At 68.6% G+C, this 19,173-nt stretch carries 20 protein-coding genes; 13 read left to right on the top strand and 7 right to left on the bottom strand.

Translation table 11 applies throughout. The annotated features are described in order from the left end of the window. Nucleotides 1-588: 588 nt before the first annotated feature. Complete coding sequence (locus ACFVWL_RS03535; RefSeq protein ID WP_387178545.1) at nt 589-930, bottom strand: helix-turn-helix domain-containing protein; 342 nt, start codon at nt 928-930, stop codon at nt 589-591. Nucleotides 931-1,052: 122 nt separating this feature from the next. Between ACFVWL_RS03535 and ACFVWL_RS03530 the strand changes: the two genes are divergently transcribed. After that, the gene (locus tag ACFVWL_RS03530) at nt 1,053-1,433 is read left to right on the top strand and encodes a hypothetical protein (protein ID WP_387178543.1); all 381 of its coding nucleotides are present in this window, start codon (nt 1,053-1,055) and stop codon (nt 1,431-1,433) included. 28 nt (nt 1,434-1,461) lie between these two features. Continuing rightward, nucleotides 1,462-2,319 (top strand): hypothetical protein, encoded by an 858-nt coding sequence (locus ACFVWL_RS03525; RefSeq protein WP_387178540.1) that lies wholly within the window; start codon nt 1,462-1,464, stop codon nt 2,317-2,319. 8 nt (nt 2,320-2,327) lie between these two features. Here ACFVWL_RS03525 and ACFVWL_RS03520 read toward each other — a convergent pair whose 3' ends face one another. After that, entirely contained in the window at nt 2,328-2,723 is a 396-nt protein-coding gene (locus ACFVWL_RS03520; RefSeq protein ID WP_387178537.1) for a winged helix-turn-helix transcriptional regulator, read from the bottom strand. A gap of 100 nt (nt 2,724-2,823) precedes the next feature. Between ACFVWL_RS03520 and ACFVWL_RS03515 the strand changes: the two genes are divergently transcribed. After that, a complete protein-coding gene (locus ACFVWL_RS03515; RefSeq protein ID WP_387178535.1) occupies nt 2,824-4,176 on the top strand; it encodes an MFS transporter in 1,353 nt (450 codons plus the stop codon). A gap of 22 nt (nt 4,177-4,198) precedes the next feature. On the opposite strand, the gene ACFVWL_RS03510 is transcribed toward ACFVWL_RS03515, so the two are convergent. Beyond that, nucleotides 4,199-4,795, bottom strand: coding sequence for a TetR/AcrR family transcriptional regulator (locus ACFVWL_RS03510; RefSeq protein ID WP_387178530.1), 597 nt, complete (start codon nt 4,793-4,795; stop codon nt 4,199-4,201). Nucleotides 4,796-4,842: 47 nt separating this feature from the next. On the opposite strand from ACFVWL_RS03510, the gene ACFVWL_RS03505 reads away from it, so the two are divergent. The 3 genes from ACFVWL_RS03505 (at nt 4,843) to trpS (ending at nt 8,445) form a co-directional block, all read left to right on the top strand. Next, the gene (locus ACFVWL_RS03505; RefSeq protein ID WP_387178528.1) at nt 4,843-5,799 is read left to right on the top strand and encodes a DMT family transporter; all 957 of its coding nucleotides are present in this window, start codon (nt 4,843-4,845) and stop codon (nt 5,797-5,799) included. A gap of 141 nt (nt 5,800-5,940) precedes the next feature. Further along, entirely contained in the window at nt 5,941-7,242 is a 1,302-nt protein-coding gene (gene aspS / locus ACFVWL_RS03500; RefSeq protein ID WP_387178525.1) for an aspartate--tRNA(Asn) ligase, read from the top strand. A 162-nt stretch (nt 7,243-7,404) separates the two neighbouring features. After that, nucleotides 7,405-8,445 carry a tryptophan--tRNA ligase gene (gene trpS / locus ACFVWL_RS03495; protein ID WP_387178523.1) on the top strand — a complete coding sequence of 347 codons (1,041 nt, stop codon included), beginning with the start codon at nt 7,405-7,407 and terminating at the stop codon, nt 8,443-8,445. A gap of 29 nt (nt 8,446-8,474) precedes the next feature. On the opposite strand, the gene ACFVWL_RS03490 is transcribed toward trpS, so the two are convergent. Together ACFVWL_RS03490 and ACFVWL_RS03485 are read right to left on the bottom strand one after the other, a co-directional pair. Next, nucleotides 8,475-9,230, bottom strand: a complete 756-nt coding sequence (locus ACFVWL_RS03490; protein ID WP_387178520.1) for a class I SAM-dependent methyltransferase — start codon at nt 9,228-9,230, stop codon at nt 8,475-8,477. Next, on the bottom strand, nt 9,184-9,840 hold the full coding sequence (locus tag ACFVWL_RS03485; RefSeq protein WP_387178518.1) for an HAD family hydrolase: 657 nt from the start codon (nt 9,838-9,840) through the stop codon (nt 9,184-9,186). Before ACFVWL_RS03485 ends, ACFVWL_RS03490 begins: the two co-directional genes overlap by 47 nt. A gap of 85 nt (nt 9,841-9,925) precedes the next feature. Here ACFVWL_RS03485 and ACFVWL_RS03480 point away from each other — a divergent pair, with 85 nt between their 5' ends. Further along, the gene (locus ACFVWL_RS03480) at nt 9,926-10,687 is read left to right on the top strand and encodes a glycosyltransferase family 2 protein (protein WP_387178515.1); all 762 of its coding nucleotides are present in this window, start codon (nt 9,926-9,928) and stop codon (nt 10,685-10,687) included. Between the two features lie 24 nt (nt 10,688-10,711). Here the strand turns inward: ACFVWL_RS03480 and ACFVWL_RS03475 are convergent, their stop codons facing one another. Beyond that, nucleotides 10,712-11,602, bottom strand: a complete 891-nt coding sequence (locus ACFVWL_RS03475) for an alpha/beta fold hydrolase (RefSeq protein WP_387178512.1) — start codon at nt 11,600-11,602, stop codon at nt 10,712-10,714. A 129-nt stretch (nt 11,603-11,731) separates the two neighbouring features. Between ACFVWL_RS03475 and ACFVWL_RS03470 the strand changes: the two genes are divergently transcribed. Genes ACFVWL_RS03470 through ACFVWL_RS03455 form a run of 4 tightly spaced genes read left to right on the top strand, consistent with a single transcriptional unit; the run spans nt 11,732 to nt 15,595 of the window. Beyond that, entirely contained in the window at nt 11,732-13,447 is a 1,716-nt protein-coding gene (locus tag ACFVWL_RS03470) for a DHA2 family efflux MFS transporter permease subunit (protein ID WP_387178509.1), read from the top strand. 1 nt (nt 13,448) lies between these two features. Beyond that, on the top strand, nt 13,449-13,904 hold the full coding sequence (locus ACFVWL_RS03465) for a MarR family winged helix-turn-helix transcriptional regulator (protein ID WP_387178506.1): 456 nt from the start codon (nt 13,449-13,451) through the stop codon (nt 13,902-13,904). A gap of 54 nt (nt 13,905-13,958) precedes the next feature. After that, complete coding sequence (locus ACFVWL_RS03460) at nt 13,959-14,453, top strand: MarR family winged helix-turn-helix transcriptional regulator (protein WP_387178503.1); 495 nt, start codon at nt 13,959-13,961, stop codon at nt 14,451-14,453. Nucleotides 14,454-14,506: 53 nt separating this feature from the next. After that, nucleotides 14,507-15,595, top strand: coding sequence for an alkene reductase (locus ACFVWL_RS03455; RefSeq protein ID WP_387178500.1), 1,089 nt, complete (start codon nt 14,507-14,509; stop codon nt 15,593-15,595). 64 nt (nt 15,596-15,659) lie between these two features. Here ACFVWL_RS03455 and ACFVWL_RS03450 read toward each other — a convergent pair whose 3' ends face one another. Continuing rightward, nucleotides 15,660-16,445, bottom strand: a complete 786-nt coding sequence (locus tag ACFVWL_RS03450) for a DNA/RNA non-specific endonuclease (RefSeq protein WP_387178498.1) — start codon at nt 16,443-16,445, stop codon at nt 15,660-15,662. A 108-nt stretch (nt 16,446-16,553) separates the two neighbouring features. Between ACFVWL_RS03450 and ACFVWL_RS03445 the strand changes: the two genes are divergently transcribed. Together ACFVWL_RS03445 and ACFVWL_RS03440 are read left to right on the top strand one after the other, a co-directional pair. Next, entirely contained in the window at nt 16,554-17,915 is a 1,362-nt protein-coding gene (locus ACFVWL_RS03445; RefSeq protein WP_387178495.1) for an aminotransferase class I/II-fold pyridoxal phosphate-dependent enzyme, read from the top strand. After that, a complete protein-coding gene (locus ACFVWL_RS03440) occupies nt 17,912-19,162 on the top strand; it encodes a pyridoxal phosphate-dependent aminotransferase (RefSeq protein ID WP_387178492.1) in 1,251 nt (416 codons plus the stop codon). The genes ACFVWL_RS03445 and ACFVWL_RS03440 overlap by 4 nt, the downstream gene beginning before the upstream one ends. The last annotated feature ends 11 nt before the right edge of the window (nt 19,163-19,173 follow it).

The following is a 19,173-nucleotide window of genomic DNA, read 5'->3' as shown; positions in this document are numbered from 1 at the left end:
GCGTTTGCGATGATAGACGCCCACGCCCGTGCAACCCCTCCACGCCTGGTCTGCTCGCCAGAGTCGTATCGACGCTGATCGTGCGTAAGGTAATGTCGCGCCATGACTCCTAAAGGCGGCTCCCGTAGGGCGGCGAAGCCGACTATCAAACTGGGCCCGTCTTCAGATGATTCTCACGACATCGTCTACTTCCGTCGGCACAAGGATGACGACTCCTCCCAGACCGCGCCCGGGAAAGACGCGCTCGAGAGTTTCCCCCTCAAGGTGCGCGCGACGATGAGGACTGTTCTCGCGGCGGTCGCTTCCGCGCCTCCGAAGCGATTCGCCGGCGGAGGGTATTGGGAAGCTATGCATGGCGAAATGACGGGGTGGTTCGAGGTCCGGGTCGATGGGCCCCCGCGTCGGACTCACTATCGTCTGTTCTGCCTTCTCGACTATGAGGCAGCGCTAGCTGATAAGCCGACCCTGGTGGTTGTGGACGGTCGGAGCAAGCCATTTCGTACGCTGTTGAGCGAATCGGATTACCGGAGTGTTCGAAGCCTTGGTCAGGAGTACAGGTCGCGTAACCCGCGTTCGACGGTCTGAGCTTCAGGCGACGCTGGCCAGCATCGGTGCCGTGATCTGCTTCTTCTCCTGTTGATTCATGGGCGCAAGCGTGACCTTCATGCCCAGAGCTGCCGCAACCTCGGCAAGGGTTCCCAGCGTGGGGTTGACCGACGATGAGGAGAGCAGTCGGCGAACGACAGAGGGATCGGCCCCGATGGCCCGGGCGAGCTGCGCCTTAGAAAGAGAGGCACCCTCTCGTAGAGAATCGAGCTCATTCACGAGCGCGTCGATCGTCGCGATCCTGATCGACTCGGTCGCGTATGCGCGCGCGAACTCCGGATCCTGCATCTCTGTCTGCAAGTCCTGCCAGAACTGACTGCTCATGATTAATCCTCCTCGCACCACTGTAACATTTATGCCACGTGCTTTGGTGGATGTAGAGGGCCGATGGGGCGATCTGTTCGCACCCGCAGGAGGACGTCAGGTGCAGCCGCTACCCTCGTGCCATGCGCCGAATCGTGGTCCTTCCTCTCGTACTCGCTGCTGGACTCGCGGCCGGTGCCCTCACCGGATGCTCTCAGGTCACGCAGATGGCCGGCGACGCCATGGGGGTCGACGTCCAGGCGACCTGCACCACGATCGACGACGCCTACGGGCAGTACCAGGCGATGCTCGACCAGGGCGAGGTGTCGGCCGAGCAGGCCGACGCGGCGCGCGATGAACTCGTCGCATCGCTCGAGGGACTCGCGGCGAACGTCGACGGACAGCTGGGCGACCTGATCCGCTCCGGCGCCACCCAGATCGGCGGTATGACCGACCTGCAGGCGCCGGAGACCGTCGAGGCGATCGAGCAGCTCAAGGACTCGGCCTCGGCCTTCTGCGGTTGACCCGCTGGCCTGTGAGACGATGCCGGAGATGAGCACTGCGGCTGATGAAGAGCTTCGCGCCCTCCGGGCTCGCGCCTATGGTCCCACGGCGGACATCGCGAACGATCCTGCCGCGCTTCGGCGCCTTCAGCAGCTGGAGGCGATGAGGCAGCCGCGGGACGCGGCGGGCGAGGGCGTGGCATCCGTTCGGCAGACGGAGACCGTCCGGCAGCCCGATCCGGTCTCTCCGGTGCAGCCCGGGCGGGGAGCGATGCGGTCGGGGGGAGGCGTTCCGGATGAGCGGGACGAGGCGCTCGATGTGTTCGCCGGCGTTGTCGCCGAACCGTCGGCGCAGGTCGCGCCGAAGGAGGAACCGGCCGAGCGCCTGGCGGCGTGGTTCACGGCGCGGACCACGAGGATCCTGTGGGTGGTCGCGATCCTGGCCGCAGCCGCGGTGTCGGCCGCGGTCACGTTCGCGCTCGTGAAGATCTCGCCCGTGGCCATTTCGTCGGGAGCTCCGCAGATCGCCACGCTCGAATCGACGTCGACCCTGGAGATCCCGGCCGGGTGGATGGGCGCCGGTCCGAGTTCGGCGGTGTTCGACTTCTACGGGCTGGCTCTCGTGGAGAGCGCCGGCGGGTACTACAACGGCTCTGTCGGGTCGAACTGCCTCACCGTCTTCCGTGCGGATCAGGTGCCCGCGAAGGACGAGTTCGACGTCTCCGAAGGCTGGAGCTACGACGGACCCATGTACACGGGGTGCGCCGTGGGCACGTTCCCCGCGACCGTCGAAGTGCCGTTCGACAGCAACGCCCCCGAGGAGCTGAGCGAACGCTTCCCCTCGGGGACGGCATTGCAGTTCGTGTACGACGGCGAGCGCGTCGGGGTCTTCCTCGACAGCGAGTAGGCGACGGCCTAGACGACGACGGCGTCCCGGTCGTCGGGTGCGCCGGCGATCGAGGCTGCGCGCTGCCGCTCGGCGTACTGCGTGCCCCACCGCGTCAGCTCGACGAGCAGCGGGGTCGCGCTCGTGCCGAGTTCGCTCAGGCGGTACTCGACCTTCGGCGGCACCTGCCGGTAGACGGTGCGGGTGATGAGGCCGTCTTCCTCCAGCTCGCGTAGCTGGCGAGTGAGGACTCGGGCGGTCGGGTTCTCGAGCAGGCGGCCGAGCTCGCCGAAGCGCAGCACCTCGTGCTCACCGAGAAGCGTGAGGATGCTCGGTTTCCAGGCGCCGCCGAGAACTGCGATCGACACCTCGGCGTCGCACGACTCGGACCAGTCGCGCACGATCCGCTCGGTCTTCTCCCTCATCGCACGCTCCTCGTATCGCTTGGTTCAGTATCCGAACTGTCAGTACGTGACAGAAATGACCGTACTTGCACCATCTGTCTGTACTTTACAGACTGAACGCGTGACTTCCACCCCCTCTCTGACCGCTTCGCGCTCGACCCTTCGCCTCTGGTTCGCGATGGTCCCTCTGCTCCTCGGAATCCTCATCGGCGCGCTCGCCATCAGCAGCGTCTCGACGGCACTTCCGGCCATTCGCGGCGAGCTCGCGCTCAGCGACACCGAGGGCCTCTGGCTCGCCGACGTGTACGCGCTCTCGCTCGCCGCGACCCTCATCCTCGCGGCGAGGATCGGTGATGCCTTCGGGCGGAAGAAGATCGTGCTGATCGGGCTCGCCGGATTCGCGGTGCTCAACGCGGTGGGCGGATTCGCGCAGAGCGGGATGCTGCTCATCGTGATCCGGGCGCTGCTGGGTGTGGCCGAGGCGTTCGTCGTCGCCGGGGTCGTGGCCACGATCGGCGCGAAGTATCACGCCAGGGAGCGGGTGCTCGCCTACGGACTGTGGACGGCGACGTTCGGGGTGGGCAGTGCGCTCGGCCCGGTGCTGGGCGGACTGCTGGCGGAAGGGCCCGGATGGCGCTGGCTGCTGTTGGGGAGCGTGCCGCTGGCGGTGCTCGCCGGTGTGCTGGCCCTCTGGCTGGTGCCCGACTCCCGCAGCTCGCGGACGCCGTCGTGGGATCTTCCGAGCATCGTCACGTCGATCGTCGCTCTCGGTGCTCTCGCCTTCGCGCTGCACGAGGCACTCGCCGCACCCGTGCCGGCGGGGATCGCCGCCGTGGTCGCCGTCGGCGGCCTCGTGTATTTCATCCTGCGCCAACGCCGACTGTCCGAACCGCTCATCGACATGCGTCTGTTCGGGATTCCGGGATTCAGTCCCGCCATCACCCGCATCCTCGTCGCGAGCGGTGTCTCCTCGGCATCCGTCCTGCTCGTGAGCCTGCATCTGCAGGACACGAGGGGGTGGAGCGCTGCGGAGGCCGGCCTCGCGATCCTCCCGCAGGCGGCCGCCATCGCCATCGGTGGAGTGGTCGCTCCGATCGCGCTCCGCTGGGTGCCGGCCGAAGCGCTCACCGTCGGGGCACTGCTGCTCCAGGCCGCCGGCATGGCGTGGCTGTTCACCGATCCCGAGGTCGTCGCCGTGCCGCTGGTACTGGTCGGGCTCGGGTTCGGCATCGGGGCGACGCTCGCGGCCACCGCACTGTTCGATGCCACCACCGAAGACGATGCCGGCCAGGTCGGTGCGATCCAGGAGGTCGGCTTCGCGCTCGGCGGTGGCCTCGGCATCGCGGTTCTCGGAACGATCGCCGCGGTCGTCGCCGGCGGATTCACCACGGCAGTGCTCGTCGCCGCGATCGTGGTGGTCGTCGCGGCCGTGGTGCCGCTCATACGTCGCAGGACCCTCGCGCAGCTGAGCTGAGCTGGACTGGGAGCTGAGCAGATCAGCGCCCAGCCTGCTCCAGCGTCGTGCGCGCCAGGCCGCGCGCCACCTCGAACGGCGCAGCGAAGGTCTCCATCCCGACCGTGACGATCGCGCCTTCGTAGAGCAGCATCATGGCCTTCGACATCAGCGCGGGCTCCGAGAGACCCGCGTCGCGGCACAGCTCGAGGAACAGATCGAGCAGCCACGCCTTCTGGCGGGAGACCTCGGGAAAGACGGGGTGGCCGTCGTGGCCGTCGCCGATCTCCGCCCGGGCGTTGATCGCACTGCACCCCTTCGGGCTGTAGTCGTCCGACCACGTGATCGCCGCGTCGAACACGGCCAGCACCCGCTCGATGCCGGCCTCGGGCACGCTCTCCAGGTGTCGGGCGACGTGTGCGCGCCACAGGGCATCGCGGTGCTGCAGGTAGGAGACCACCAGGGCCTCCTTCGAGCCGAAGCGGTCGTAGAGCGTCTTCTTCGTGACCCCGGCCGCCTCCGCGATGGTGTCGACCCCCACCGCGTGGATGCCCCGTTCGTAGAAGAGCCGTGATGCCGCGTCGAGGACGCGGGTGGCGCCCGGTGTGAGCGGGGCGAGTTCGGGAACGGGGACGGCCATGCTCCCATCATATCTGCTCGACTATACAAACCTGTATAGTCGAGCAGATGAGTAAACAGATCGGTGTACTTCGTGTCGCGGTGACGGTGCTGGCCGCCGCGGCGTTCGTCGTGAGCTGGAGCTCGGGCTTCCTCGTCCCCGCGATCGCCGCCGACTCCGCTGACGCCGTCTCGCCGCTGAGCCTGCTCGTGTGGCGATTCGTGCCGCTCGCGCTGATCCTGATCATCATCGTCGTGAGCACGGGGGCGGCTCGGGGCGTCACGCGGGCGGACGTCGGGCGGCAGGCGCTCATCGGCCTCTTCGCGCAGTTCGGCTACTGCGCAGCGGTCTATGCGGCGATCGGGGCGGGAGTCGCGACCGGCACGACCGCTCTGATCGATGCCGTGCAGCCCCTCATCGTCGCGGTCCTGGTCGGTCCACTGCTGGGGTTGCGCGTCCGGGGCGCGCAGTGGGTCGGGCTCCTCGTCGGGGCGGGGGGAGTGCTGCTGGTCGTGCGATCGCAGCTCGACGACTCCGAGGCGCACCCGATCGCGTATGTCTGGCCGGCACTGGCGATGGCATGCCTGATCGTCGGCACCTTCCTCCAGCGCCGGTCGGCACCGCGGACCGGCACTCTGGTCACCCTGGCCATCCACGTCACCGTGACGGCCGTGGCGCTCGTGCCCATCGCCGCGATCTTCGGAGCACTCGTGCCCCCGGCATCCGTCTCGTTCTGGCTCGCCGCGGGATTCGCGGCGGCCTTCCCGACTCTCGCCGCCTACGGACTGTACTGGTGGCTTCTCCGCCGGGTGGGCATCACGGCACTGAACGCCCTCCTCTTCCTCGTCGCCCCGACAACCGCGGCTGCGGGCGCGCTGCTGCTCGGCGAGCCGCTCACGGCTGTCACCCTCCTCGGATTCGTCCTGTGCGCGGCGGGCGTCGCGGCCGTGCTGGTGAGCGAAGCGCGCGCCGGGGGCGAGGTCGAGCGCGATGTTACGATGGCGACGGCAGCTGTGAGGGAGTGACGACCCTCCGCCCTCCGGGGCAGGCGGCTCCCGCGCGTCCGGCGTATCGACGAGAGGCCGATGAGCGATCGGCGAAGGTGTGGTGGCACCGCGATCTAGCCCCCGCCCGCACCTCCAGGGCTTTCGCCACCTGGAGGAATCATGTCGTCATCCGACCCCGCTCGCACTCTCGCCACTCAGCTTCCCGACACACCACCTGGCGCGCGGATCACCCTCATGGGACACGTGCATCGACGCAGGGAACTCGCCACCGTGTCGTTCCTGATCCTGCGAGACCGCACGGGACTCGCGCAGATCGTGTTCCGGCCCGAGCAGCTCCCGACCGCCGGTCTTCCCGGGGAGGAGACGGTCGTGCGCATCGAGGGCACGGCGACCGCGAACGCCCACGCCCCCGGTGGCATCGAGGTGACGGCGCCCGAGATCACCCTGCTCTCGGAGCCGGCACGCACGCCGGTCGTCGAGCTGTGGCGGCCCACGCTCGACGCCGCGCTCCCCACCGTGCTCGACCATGCGGCGGTGACCTGGCGGCACCCCGCTCAGCGTGCGAAGTGGGAGCTGGCCGCAGCGAGCCTGCGCGGCTTCCGCCGCACGCTCGACGCCGAGGGATTCACCGAGATCCAGACGCCGAAGCTCGTCGACTCCGTGACCGAGTCGGGGGCGAACGTGTTCCCCGTCGACTACTTCGGCACGACGGCCTACCTCGCGCAGAGCCCGCAGTTCTTCAAGCAGCAGCTCGTCGGCGTCTTCGAGCGCGTCTACGAGACGGGTCCGGTCTTCCGCGCCGAACCGCACGACACGGTCCGCCACCTCGCCGAGTACGTGTCGCTCGACGCCGAGCTCGGCTTCATCCGTGACCACCGCGATGTGCTCACGCTGCTGCACCGGGTCCTGCTCGGCATGGTCGACGGCATCCGCACCGAGAGCGGCGACGCGGTGGAGCGCCTCGGATTCGCGCTGCCGTCGATCCCCGACGAAATCCCGGTGATCCACTTCCAGGACGCACTGCGGCGGGTCGGCGCCCCGGACGACGAGCCCGACCTGGCGCCGGCGCACGAGCGTGCCCTCGGCGAGTGGGCCAAGGAGCGGTACGGCAGCGACGTGCTCGCCGTGGAGGGGTATCCCATGCGCAAGCGGCCCTTCTACACCCACCCTCAGCCCGACGACCCGCGGTGGAGCAACAGCTTCGACCTGATCTTCCGCGGCCTCGAGCTCGTGACCGGTGGACAGCGACTGCACCGTCACTCCGACTACGTCGCGGCCATCGAGGCGCGGGGGGAGTCGCCCGACGCCTACGAGTCCTACCTCTCGGCCTTCGCGCACGGCATGCCGCCGCACGGAGGGTTCGCCATCGGTCTGGAGCGCTGGGTGTCGCGGCTCATCGAGGCGTCCAACATCCGGGAGGTGACCCTCTTCCCGCGCGACCTGCACCGGCTCAGGCCGTGAACCCCGCGGTCGCGGTGGGCGTAACATCTGTTCCATGAGGTTCAACCGCTCCGCATGGTGGTGGCTGCGATAGCAGCCGGTTGACGCATGTTCACGGGCTGCACGGCAGTTCGTGACAGCACCCGAGAACTCCGTGCGGCTCCCGATTCTTGGGAGAGACAGATGGATTCGTTCACCGCGACCGCGCAGCGATCGACGGAGGTCGCCGACGCCGTGGCCCGGAACCCGGAGAGGTTCCGTGTGCTCACGGGCGAACGGCCGACGGGAGCACTTCACCTCGGGCACTATTTCGGCACCATCCGGGAGCGGGTGCGGCTGCAGGACGCCGGGGTGGAGACGTTCCTCGTGCTCGCCGACTACCAGGTCATCACCGACCGGGACACGACGGCGCACGTGCGCGACAACGTGTACGGGGCCGTGCTCGACTACCTCGCCGCCGGGATCGATCCGGAGCGCACGACGATCTTCACGCACTCGTCGGTCCCCGCATCGAACCAGCTGCTGCTGCCGTTCCTCAGCCTCGTCACCGAGGCGGAGCTGCACCGGAACCCGACGGTCAAGTCGGAGCTGGAGGCATCGGGACGGGCGCTGAGCGGGCTGCTGCTCACCTACCCGGTGCATCAGGCCGCCGACATCCTCTTCTGCAAGGGCAACCTCGTGCCGGTGGGGAAGGACAACCTGCCGCACGTCGAGATGACGCGGGTGATCGCCCGGCGGTTCAACGAGCGCTATGCCCCGATCTTCCCCGTTCCTGATGCGCTGATCACCGCGACTCCCGAAGTGCCGGGGCTGGACGGCCGGAAGATGTCGAAGAGCTACGGCAACGCGATCGCCCTCTCGATGACGGCGGACGAGACGGTCGCCACGATCCGCCGGACCCGGACTGACCAGGACCGGCGGATCACGTTCGACCCAGAGCATCGGCCGGGCGTCTCGGCGCTGCTGTCGACGGCCGCCCTGTGTCTGGAGGTCGCGCCGGAGGAGCTGGCGGACGACATCGGCGACGGCGGCAGCGGCGAGCTGAAGGCGGTGACCGCCGCGGCGGTGAACGACTTCCTGGCGCCCCTGAGGGAACGGCGTCGGGGCTTCGCCGCGGATGAGGAGCTCGTGCGCTCCATCCTCCGGCGCGGCAACGAGCATGCCCGCGAAATCGCGGATGCGACCCTCGACGAGGTGCGCGAGGCGATGGGGACCGTGTACTAGGTGCCGGGGGAATCGAGGCCGGACGCTCGTTACGGGCGGCGCGCTTCGATGAGGTGACGGGTCGAGTGCGCGATGAACGGCCCGTCCTCCTGGATGAGGTCGTGCAGGGCTCGGAGCCGGTCGCGACTGTTCTCCACAGTGAATCCCGGCACCCACCAGATCACCTTGCGCAGGAGATAGACAGCGGCGGCGACATCGTGGATCTCGATGCGCAGGCGTGCGGTGCGCAGGTCCACGATCTCGAGCCCAGCGGCCTCCGCGGCGGCGACTTCATCGTCCTGGTGGCGTCCGCGGCGTGCCTCAGGCTGCGGGCCCAAGAAGAACTCGATCAGCTCGAACGCGCTCGCAGGACCCACGTGCTGCGCGAAGTAGGTGCCGCCGTGCGCCAGCACCCGAGCGATCTCCGACCACCAGATCGTCGCGGGGTGCCTACTGGTCACCAGGTCGAAGGCCTCGTCGGCGAACGGCAGCGGCGGCTCATCGGGGTCGGCGACGACCACGACGCCGCGAGGGTGCAGCAGCTGCGTCGCGCGACGCACGTTCGGGAGCCACGACTCGGTCGCCACGGCCGCTGGCGGGAAAGACGCCGCTTCGGCGAGCACCTCACCGCCCCCGGTCTGGACGTCGAGCGACGCCGAAGCGGTGCCGAGGCGGTCGGACAGCAGTCGGGCATAGCCCCAGGGTGGCCTCTCCTCGGTCGCTCGGCCGTCCAGCCAGGCGAAGTCCCACCCGGTGACGTCAGCGGTGTCTCCGGCCTCGATCAGCGCTTCGAAGGAATCCGTCATGGGTCGATTCTCCCAGTGGAGGGATGTCGATTCCTGCGTCGATGAGTCGAGAGCGGAGGGCATCGACGCCCTCGTAGTGATGGGTGAGGATCGACAGACCCTCCGCGCCGACGAGTTTCGATGCCGAGTCATCGGTGAAGAAGACCGCTTCTCCCTTCACGCCGAGCGTTTCGAGCACATGCTGGAACGAGCGGGCGTCGGGTTTCGCGTACCCGATGTCGGCAGAGTTGAAAAACGCATCGAACCTGGTCGCGATGCCATGCGCCGCCACCTCTGCCGGGATCGTGTCCGTCCCGTTGGTGAGCACCGCAGTGCGGAGCCCCGCACTGCGGATGTCGTCGGAGAGCTCGAGCACGGATTCGTCGATCGACGCGGATTGCGCGCCCCACTCCTCGGCGGCGTCGAGGTCCCCGATCCGATCGCCGATCCGACGCACCCATTCCGCTCTGGTCATCCGCCCGGTCGTGACCTCCTGGATCAGTGGGGCGGCGAAGGCGACACGCTCGATGATCCCCGCCGTCAGGTCGTGCCGACGTTCGATGTCGGCGACGATCCGCGGATCGAAGTGTCGGATCACGCCATCGAGGTCGAAAAGGACAACACGGATCATCCGACCATCCTCGCTCAATCGCCGTGGGCGGCCGCGCACGGTGGAGACTGTGTCTGAGCGCTGAGCTGCGCAGGGGAGGAGAACGATGACGACCGTGTTCCCACGTTCCGTCTCCGTGGTCATCCCCGTGCGCGACGACGCTCTCCTGCTGGAGGTGTGTCTGGGGGCGCTCGCACACCAGACCCGACAGCCCGACGAGATCGTCATCGTCGACAACGGCAGCAGCGATGACACGGTCGCCGTCGCCGAGAGGTTCGGTGCACGGGTCGTGAGCGAGCCGATCCAGGGGATTCCCCGAGCGTCCGCGGCGGGCTACGACGCGGCGACCGGTGACATCATCGCACGGCTCGACGCCGATTCCCGTCCCGGCCCGGAGTGGGTCGAGCGGATCGAGCGCACCTTCCGCACCCGTGAAGACGTCGATTTCGTCACCGGAGAGCCGCGCTTCTACGGCTCGACCCCGATGGTGCACTGGATGGGGACGCACCTCTACATCGGCGGCATGTACGCGTCGATGACTCCCGTGCTCGGGCATGCACCCCTCTACGGATCGAACATGGCGATGCGCGCCTCGGTCTGGCGGTTGCTGAGCGCCGAGGTGCACCGCGAGCAGACGAACATCCATGACGACTTCGACCTGTCGTTCCACATCCGGCCGGGGATGACGGTGCTGCGGGATCGGGATCTCGTCGTCGAGGTGTCGGCGCGGCCGTTCCAGGACTGGGCGTCGCTTCGACGGCGGCTGAGCTACGTGGTGCCGACCGTGCGGCTGCACCTGTCGGAGGAACCGCTGCACCGCCGGCGGCAGGCGCGCCGCGAGGCGGATAGGTCGTCGGTCGGTCGGTGACGCGGCCGGTGCTCGGCGCGTGATTCAGGCGCGAGCCCGCGAGTAGAGATCGAGCAGGTCTGCGGTCAGCTGATGCGGTGTCGTCTCGCTCGGGCTGTGCCCTGTCGGGTATGCGCGGAACTCCGCATCGATGTCGTGGGCGAATCGTGCGTGGGCGGTGAGTGGCCACAGGTCGTGCGAGCCGGCGACGACGAGCTTGGGGATCGACAGGGCCCGCACGCGGCTGCGCAGATCGGGCGCGGTCATCATCAGGCCGACGATCTCGTCGACGCTGCGTCGGCTCGTGAGCGCGAACCGGGAGCGCACGAACTCGAGCCGCCGAGGCGGGACCCGGTTCTTGTTCGTCACGATCCCCCAGATCATGAGGCCGGCGCCGCGGCGAGGGGTCGTGATCGGGGCGAGCGGGCCCAGCCACTTCATGCTCGCGAAGACATTGCCGGAGCCTGGGGGAGTGGTCAGCAGCGTGAGGGAGCGGACGAGGTCGGGGCGGCGGATGGCGACCAACTGAGCGACGATGCCGGCGAACGAGTAGCCCAGCAGATGCGCCGGGGCGCCTGCGTCGAGGAATGCGATGAGGTCGCCGACGAACAGCTCGTAGGTATACGCAGAGTTCGCCCCCGCAGCGTGCGACTCGTACTGCCCGGCGATGTCGAACGACTGCACGAAGTAGCCCGCCTGCGCCAGCAGCGGCAGCATCAGGGCGAAATCTTCTTTGGAGCCCGTAGCCCCCGGCACCAGGACAACGCGTGGCTGCGCCGGATCGCCCAGCGAGACGACGGCGAGGTCTCCGCTCGGAGCCGAGAACCACGACCTCACCGAACCCTCCGGAGGGACTGTCCAATCGACGTCGCCGATGGCCGCGTCGAGGGAGGCCGGGGCGCCGGGCGCCCGTCCGCTCCTCGAATCAGTCGACACGCTGACAAGGTACTCCTCGGCTCCCCCATGCAGAAGGACATCGGGAAGCGTCTCCGCCTTTAGTTGCACTTTGGCAACTAAAGGCGTATGGTTGACCTCGATCAACTTTCTACGCAGGAGCGTTACCCCGTGACAGACACCCCATCCGCACTTCCCGAGACGCCTCGTTCGGCTCGCGAGGTCTTCACCGCGATCTCCGGCCTCGTCGTCGGTATGTTCGTCGCCGTGCTCTCGGGCACGGTCGTGTCGACCTCGATGCCGGTCATCATCGCCGACCTCGGCGGCACCCAGTCCCAGTACACCTGGGTCATCACCGCGAGCCTTCTGGCCACAGCCGTCTCCACCCCCATCTGGGGAAAGCTCGCCGACCTGGTCGACCGCAAGGTCCTGGTCCAGATCTCCCTCATCCTCTTCACGGTCGGTACCGTGATCGCCGGCTTCTCGACCGATACGAACATGCTCATCGCTGTCCGCGTCATCCAGGGCATCGGCGTCGGCGGCCTGATGTCGCTGGTCATGATCGCCGTGGCGCTCATCATCTCCCCTCGTGAGCGCGGCAAGTACATGGGCGTCGTCGGCGGCATCATGGCCCTCGGCACCATCGGCGGCCCGCTGCTCGGCGGACTCCTCACGGACGTGTGGGGCTGGCGCTCCAACTTCTTCGTCGGCGTGCCGTTCGCGATCCTCGCCCTCGTGCTGCTGCAGTTCACGCTGCACCTGCCGAAGCCCCAGCGCGACACCAAGGTGTCGATCGACTACTTCGGCATCGTGCTGCTCGCGGTCGGCGTGTCGACTCTCCTCATCTGGGTCTCGATGGGCGGCAACCAGTTCGACTGGGACTCCTCGACGAGCATCATGCTGATCGTCACCGCCGGTGTCGCGATCGCCGCGTTCATCACGGTCGAGTTCTTCGTGAAGGAACCGATCGTCCCGATGTCGCTGTTCCGCAACCGCACCTTCACGCTGTCGGTCATCGCCTCGATCGCCATCGGCGTCTCGATGTTCGCCACCTCGGTGTTCCTCGCGCAGTACTTCCAGCTCGCCCGTGGCGCCACGCCCACGGAGTCCGGCCTCATGACCATCCCGATGATCATCGGCCAGATGGGTGCGTCGATCATCATCGGCCAGCTCGTGAGCCGTTTCGGCAAGTGGAAGGGCTGGATGCTGACCGGCTCGGTCCTCGCGACCGTCGGCGTCAGCCTGATGGCCACCCTGCGCTACGACACCCCGTTCCCGCTCGTCGCCGTCTACATGTTCGTGCTCGGCGCCGGCCTCGGCATGGTCATGCAGAACCTCACGCTCATCGTGCAGAACGACACCGCGCCGCAGCAGCTGGGCGCCGCCTCGTCGAACGTGAACTTCTTCCGTACGATCGCGGGCACCATCGGCGTCACCGTCATGGGTTCGCTGCTGTCGACCAGCGTCGCGAACTACATCACCGATGCACTCGACGGCTTCGTTCCCTCGACGCCCGCCGAGATCGACGCGCTCAAGCACCTCGCCTCGGGTGACGTGCCGAAGGTCGGGCAGCTGCCTGACGCGATCCGTGCGATCGTCGAGAGTGCGTACGGACACGGCATCGCGGATTCCTTCATCATCGCGATCCCGCTCGCCGTGATCGCCGTCATCGCCATCGCGTTCATCAAGAACAAGCCGCTGTCGACGAAGAACGCCGCCGAGCAGATGCTCGAGCAGGCCGAGGAATCTGTGATCGAGGTCTCCGAGGCCGAGGTCGGCGCCTCTCTCTCCACCGGAGCCATCCGGATCGAGGGTGCGGAGTCGGCATCGCCCACGACCGGCTCGGTGCGCGTGCTCGAGCGCGAAGATCGGGACCAGGAGCGCTGAGATGCTCGCCCCCGGAGCGGTCGATTCGGCGGACGCCGACAGCGCACTCGGTGACCTCCAGGCGCACCTGAACCTCATCTTCGCGAGGACCAGGTCGCTCTGGAAGGAGTCTGCAGCTCGGGTGCACCCCGAGCTGCAGGTCGCCGGGTACAAACTGTTGACGTTCATCGCCCGGGCGGGGACCGCCAACGCGCACGAGCTCGCCGAGCGGTTCGAGATGGACAAATCGGTCATCAGCCGTCAGGTGCGGATGCTGGAAGAGCTGGAGCTTCTCGAGTCCTGGCCGGATGAGCGGGACGGGCGACTCCGGGTGCTGAGCGCGACGCCGTCGGCATGTGCTGTGCTCGCCGAGGTCCGCCGCGAGTACGGCACCCGCCTCCAGGCCGTGATCGACGAGTTGACTCCCGAAGAGATCCAGGCGGCCTCCAAAGCCTTCCGGCTGCTCGCCGAGGTCTGACCCGAAGCCCCGCTGTCACGATCGACAGTGGGGCTTCGCCGTACACTGGCGAGCATGAGCGCCTCTTCCGACGCCCCTTCCGAGACCCCCGCATCCGACACCGAATCGGCGCTGCTGGGAGACGTGGAGCTCGATCAGGCCGTCACCAGGGTCGAGCAGGAACTCGGTCGGCTCTTCGCGCGGATCCGCATCGGCTGGCGCGAGGCTGCAGCGACCGTGCACCCTGATCTGCAACCCCTCGGCTATCAGGTGCTGACCTCCATCGCGACGGGCAAGGCGACCTCGGCCGGCGCGATCATCGAACGGCTGCAGACCGACAAGTCGGCGGTGAGTCGTCAGGTGCGCCAGCTCGAACAGCTGGGACTCGTCGAGAGCGTGCCCGACCCCGAGGACCGCAGGGCTCGTGTACTCGTGGCGACCGACCTCGCACAGGAGCGTGTGGCTCTCGCCCGCTCGCGCTACGAGGGGCGCATCGGGGAGCGGCTGCGCAACTGGACGGCCGCCGACCTCGACCATTTCGCCGACCTCCTCGCCGGCCTCGGCGGCTGACAGGGGGCCAGCCGAAGGGAATACCGCGTTCTGTCCGCGCCTTACCTCCCACTGTGACTCTTTACGAACCGGCCGTCTTCGGCGCCCTGCAGCTGTCCAACCGCGTCGTCATGGCGCCTCTCACCCGCACCCGTGCGGACGACGAGGGCGTTCCGACCGCGACGATGCAGGACTATTACCGGCAGCGTGCGGGGCAGGGGCTCATCATCTCCGAGGGTACGTGGCCGGTGGCCGAGGGAAAGTCGTACCCCGGGCAGCCGGGCATCGTGACGTCCGCACAGATCGAAGGATGGAAGCCGATCACAGCGGCGGTTCACGACGCCGGCGGAACGATCGTCATGCAGCTCATGCACGGCGGACGCGTGGGGCACCCCGCGATCTCCGGAGAGGCGCGGGTCGTCGCCCCCAGTGCGCTCGCCGCACCCGGGCAGACGCGCACGCCCGAGGGCAAGGCCGACCTCCCGGTGGCTCATGCGCTCACCCTCGACGAGATCCCCGGGGTCGTCGAGCAGTTCGCCCAGGCGGCACGCAACGCGATCGCCTCCGGTTTCGACGGCGTCGAGGTGCACGGCGCCAACGGCTACCTCGTGCACGAGTTCCTGTCGCCGGTGTCGAACGTCCGCGACGACCGCTACGGCGGGTCGCCTGAGAACCGTGCGCGCTTCGCGATCGAGGTCACCGCGGCCGTCGCCGCCGCCGTCGGGGCCGACCGCACCGGGATCCGCCTCTCGCCGCAGCACAACATCCAGGGCGTGCTCGAAGAGGACGACGCCGATGTCCGCGCGACCTACACGGCCGTCGCCGAGGGGCTCGCGCCGCTCGGGCTCGCCTTCATCGACGTGCTCCACGCAGACCCGTCCGGAGAGCTCGTGCAGCACATCCGTCGCACCGCGGGCGCACCCCTCATCGTCAACACCGGCTTCGCGATCGACACGACCAAGCATGACGCCGAGGCGCTCATCGACGACGGGTGGGCGGATGCCGTCGCCGCCGGCCGTCCCGTGATCGCCAACCCCGACCTGGTCGAACGCTGGATCCAGGGTGCGGGGCTCAACGCTCCGCGTCCTGAGCTGTTCTACGGTCGCACTGCGGAGGGGTACAGCGACTACCCGTCGCTGGAGTCGGTGCGCGCCGGAGTCTGAGCGGGCGTCGGCGGGGACTACTCCGTTGTCCTCCATCGGTCCCGTGTGCACCGGTCGACCCGCTTCACAGAACGATGTCGCCCGCGGTGTCGAGAAGGCGCCATCCGGTCTCGCGGGCTGTCGGTCGTGCGAGCACGTCGGCATCGGCGAGTGCTCCGAAGTCGATGGCGGTGAGTGCGGCGATGTCGGCGACCGGTACCTGGAACGTGCGGAAGGCCCCGAGTGGGGGGACAGCGAGCTTCTCCTCCCGCGTATCGACCAGATCGGACTGATCGAGCACGAACCCGGCGGACGCGAGGCCGTCGGGCCCGCGCCAGGCGGCGACCTTCCAGAAGTGCAGCGGCACCCGGATGCCGCGGTAGGGCGGGTCGCTCTCGGCGAGCACCGGGGCGGTGAACACCGACATGCGCCGATCGGTGGTCTCGGCGTAGGCGAGCACGTGGTCTTCAAGGCCCAGCCAGAGCTCCTTCGACTGGTTGAATCCCGCGGCCTGAGGCGCGGCGTTGGGGTAGAAGAACGTCGCCTCGCTCGCCGCGCGCGCGGTCTCGGCCGGCCCCCACCCCGGGTCGCGCCGTCGAACGAGGTGGCCGCGGTCGAGGTCGTTGCGCGCGTAGACCTCCGGCCCCGTCTGCTCGTCGACCGGGAGTCGTTCGTCGAGTCGCCAGTCGCCGGTGCGCGGCAGGTTTTGCAGCGTGGCCCCGTCGATGTTCACCGCCGTCACCGCCGCGAGCCGCCGCCTGGGGTCGAGCAGAACCGTGAAACGCGGGTAGGGGAGCGGGCGGACAACCTGGGCGGGATGGGGGATGGGCAGTCCTGTTCCGAGGAAGTCGGGGTCATAGCCGTCGGTCATGCTCCCATCGTGCACGGTGCCTCCGACGTGCGCACCCCCGCACATCTCGGCGGCAGACCCCCGGTGGATATCTTTGACATAGGTCAAAAGATCGCCTACGGTCGAATCATGGCTCAGGCACCCGATCGCGAAGACGTCTCGGATGGCATCGCGGGCTCGACCGCCGCGGAGATCTCCGAGAGCGTGCGCGACCTCGTCGAGCGCGGCGCGTACGCCCCCGGCGACCAGCTGCCTCCGGTCCGGTCTCTCGCCGCTCGCCTCGGCGTGAACAGGAACACGGTGCTGGCGGCCTATCGCTCGCTGGTCACCGCGCGCATCGCCGCCACGGGAGGTCGCACCGGAACCACCGTGCTCGGACCGGCGCAGAACCCCGACGAGGGTTTCACGCCGGGCTCGGTGCTGCGCGACATCGGCAGCGGCAACCCGGATGCCGCGCACCTCCCCGACCTCGCCGCCGCCTTCGCCACGGTCACACCCGGGCACGTGCTCTACGGCGAGTCCGTGATCGATGCCGACCTGGCCGAATGGGCGACGGACTGGGTGGCTGCGGACCATCCGCGCCCGTTCCGCCTGTCGATCACGGCCGGGGCCGTGGATGCGGTCGAGCGCCTCCTCGCCCAGACGCTGGTGCAGGGCGACCGCGTCGGCCTCGAAGATCCATGCTTCCTCTCCAGCATCCACACCGCTCGTCTCGCCGGGTATCTGCCGGTCGCCATTCCCGTCGATCGTGAGGGTATGACCGTCGCGGGTCTGCGGGCGGCGCTCGAGAGCGGCGCGCGTGCGATCGTCTGCACGCCGCGCGCCCACAACCCGACCGGTGTCGGCACGAGTGCGGGCAGGGCTCTGGAGCTGCGCGAGGTCCTCGCCGATCATCCGCACGTGCTGGTCATCGAAGACGACCACTTCTCGCTGCTCGCTCCGACACCCTATGAGAGCATCATCGCGCCGACGCAGCAGCGGTGGGCGCTGGTGCGCTCGGTGTCGAAGTTCCTCGGGCCCGACATGCGTCTCGCGGTGACGGCATCCGACCCGGTGACCGCTCAGCGGCTGGCCCTGCGGCTCAGTCCCGGCACCATGTGGGTGAGCCATGTGATGCAGCGGCTCGCCGCCGGCATGCTGCGAGACGAGAGCACGCAGCAGCTGATCGCCGAGGCGGGCGCGCACTACGCCCGTCGCAACCGGCTCTTCGTGTCGATGCTCGTCGAGCACGGGTTGTCGGCGCAGGCGGACAGCGGTCTCAACGTGTGGGTCGACGTCCGCGACGATGCGACGGAAGTCAGCCGTCGTCTCGCTTCACGCGGGTGGCTCGTGCGCCCCGGCTCCGAGTTCGCCCTCGAGCCCGACAGCACGCAGGGGGCTGCTCATCTGCGTCTGACCGTGCACGCCCTCGACGACGCGGAGATGCAGCGCCTCGTCGACGACCTCGTGGCGGTCGTCGGCGATTCGAGCCCGTTCGGAGCGGCAGGGTGACGGGGCGCGGACGCCAGAGTGCCGCGCGTCGGATCGGGCGCTCCTCGCGATTGGAAGGCGTCCTGTACGACCTGCGCGGGCCGGTGGCGGAGCGCGCGGCCGAGTTGGAGAAGCGCGGCGAGTCCATCCTCCGTCTCAACATCGGCAACCCGGCGCCATTCGGCTTCGAGGCTCCGCCGGCCATTGTCGAGGCGCTCCGCTCGGCGCTCCCTCATGCGCACGGCTACTCCGAGTCCGCCGGGCTCCCCGAGACTCGTGAGGCCATCAGCGCACACTACGGGCTCCGCCCCGGCTTCCCCGCCCTGGCAATCGACGACATCACGGTGGGGAACGGCGTCTCCGAACTCGTGGGGCTGACGCTTCAGGCGCTGCTCGAGCCCGGCGACGAGGTGCTCATCCCGAGCCCGGACTATCCGCTGTGGACGGCATCGACCGTGCTGGCGGGAGGGCGGGCCGTGCATTATCCGTGCGTCGAGGCCGACGGGTGGACTCCCGACCTGGCCGCGATGGAGGCGTTGATCGGTCCGAGAACCGCGGCGATCGTCGTGATCAACCCGAACAACCCGACCGGTGCGGTCTACGGGCGCGCGGTCCTCGAGCAGATCGCCGAGCTCGCGCGACGCCACGGGCTCCTTCTGCTCTCCGACGAGATCTACGACCGCGTCGTCTATCCGGGATCCGTGCACATCTCGACGGCGCAGGTCGCTCCGGATGTGCCGTGCGTCACGTTCGCCGGGCTCTCCAAGACCCACCGCGTCGCGGGGTATCGAGCGGCGTGGATGACGGCGACCGGGTTCCACCACGACGATCCCTTCCTCTCCGGGGTGCGCCTGCTCGCCTCGATGCGCATGTGCGCGTCGGTGCCGGCGCAGCATGCGATCACGGCGGCCCTCACGCACGATTCCTCGCTCGACGACCTGGTCGCACCCGACGGTCGGCTCACGCGGCAACGAGACGCGGCGCTCGACGCTCTCGATGCGATCCCGGGCGTCGAGACCCAGGCGGCAGGCGGAGGGCTCTACCTCTTCCCGCGGCTCGACCCCGAGGTGCACGACATCGTCGACGACGAGCAGCTGGTGCTCGACTTCCTCGATGCCGAGCGGATCCTGCTCGTGCACGGCAGGGCCTTCAACCTGCAGACGCCCGACCACCTCCGGATCGCTTTCCTGCCGGAGGCCGATGTGCTCACCGATGCGCTTCGACGTCTCGGTGCATTCCTGAACGGGTACTCTCCGCCAGGGCGTTGAGCATCCGACCC

It is taken from the genome of Microbacterium sp. NPDC058269 (genome assembly GCF_042881445.1).
Classification (GTDB): Bacteria; Actinomycetota; Actinomycetes; order Actinomycetales; family Microbacteriaceae; genus Microbacterium.
Note: the sequence above shows the minus strand (reverse complement) of the source record. Positions and strands in the feature narration are given on the sequence as shown.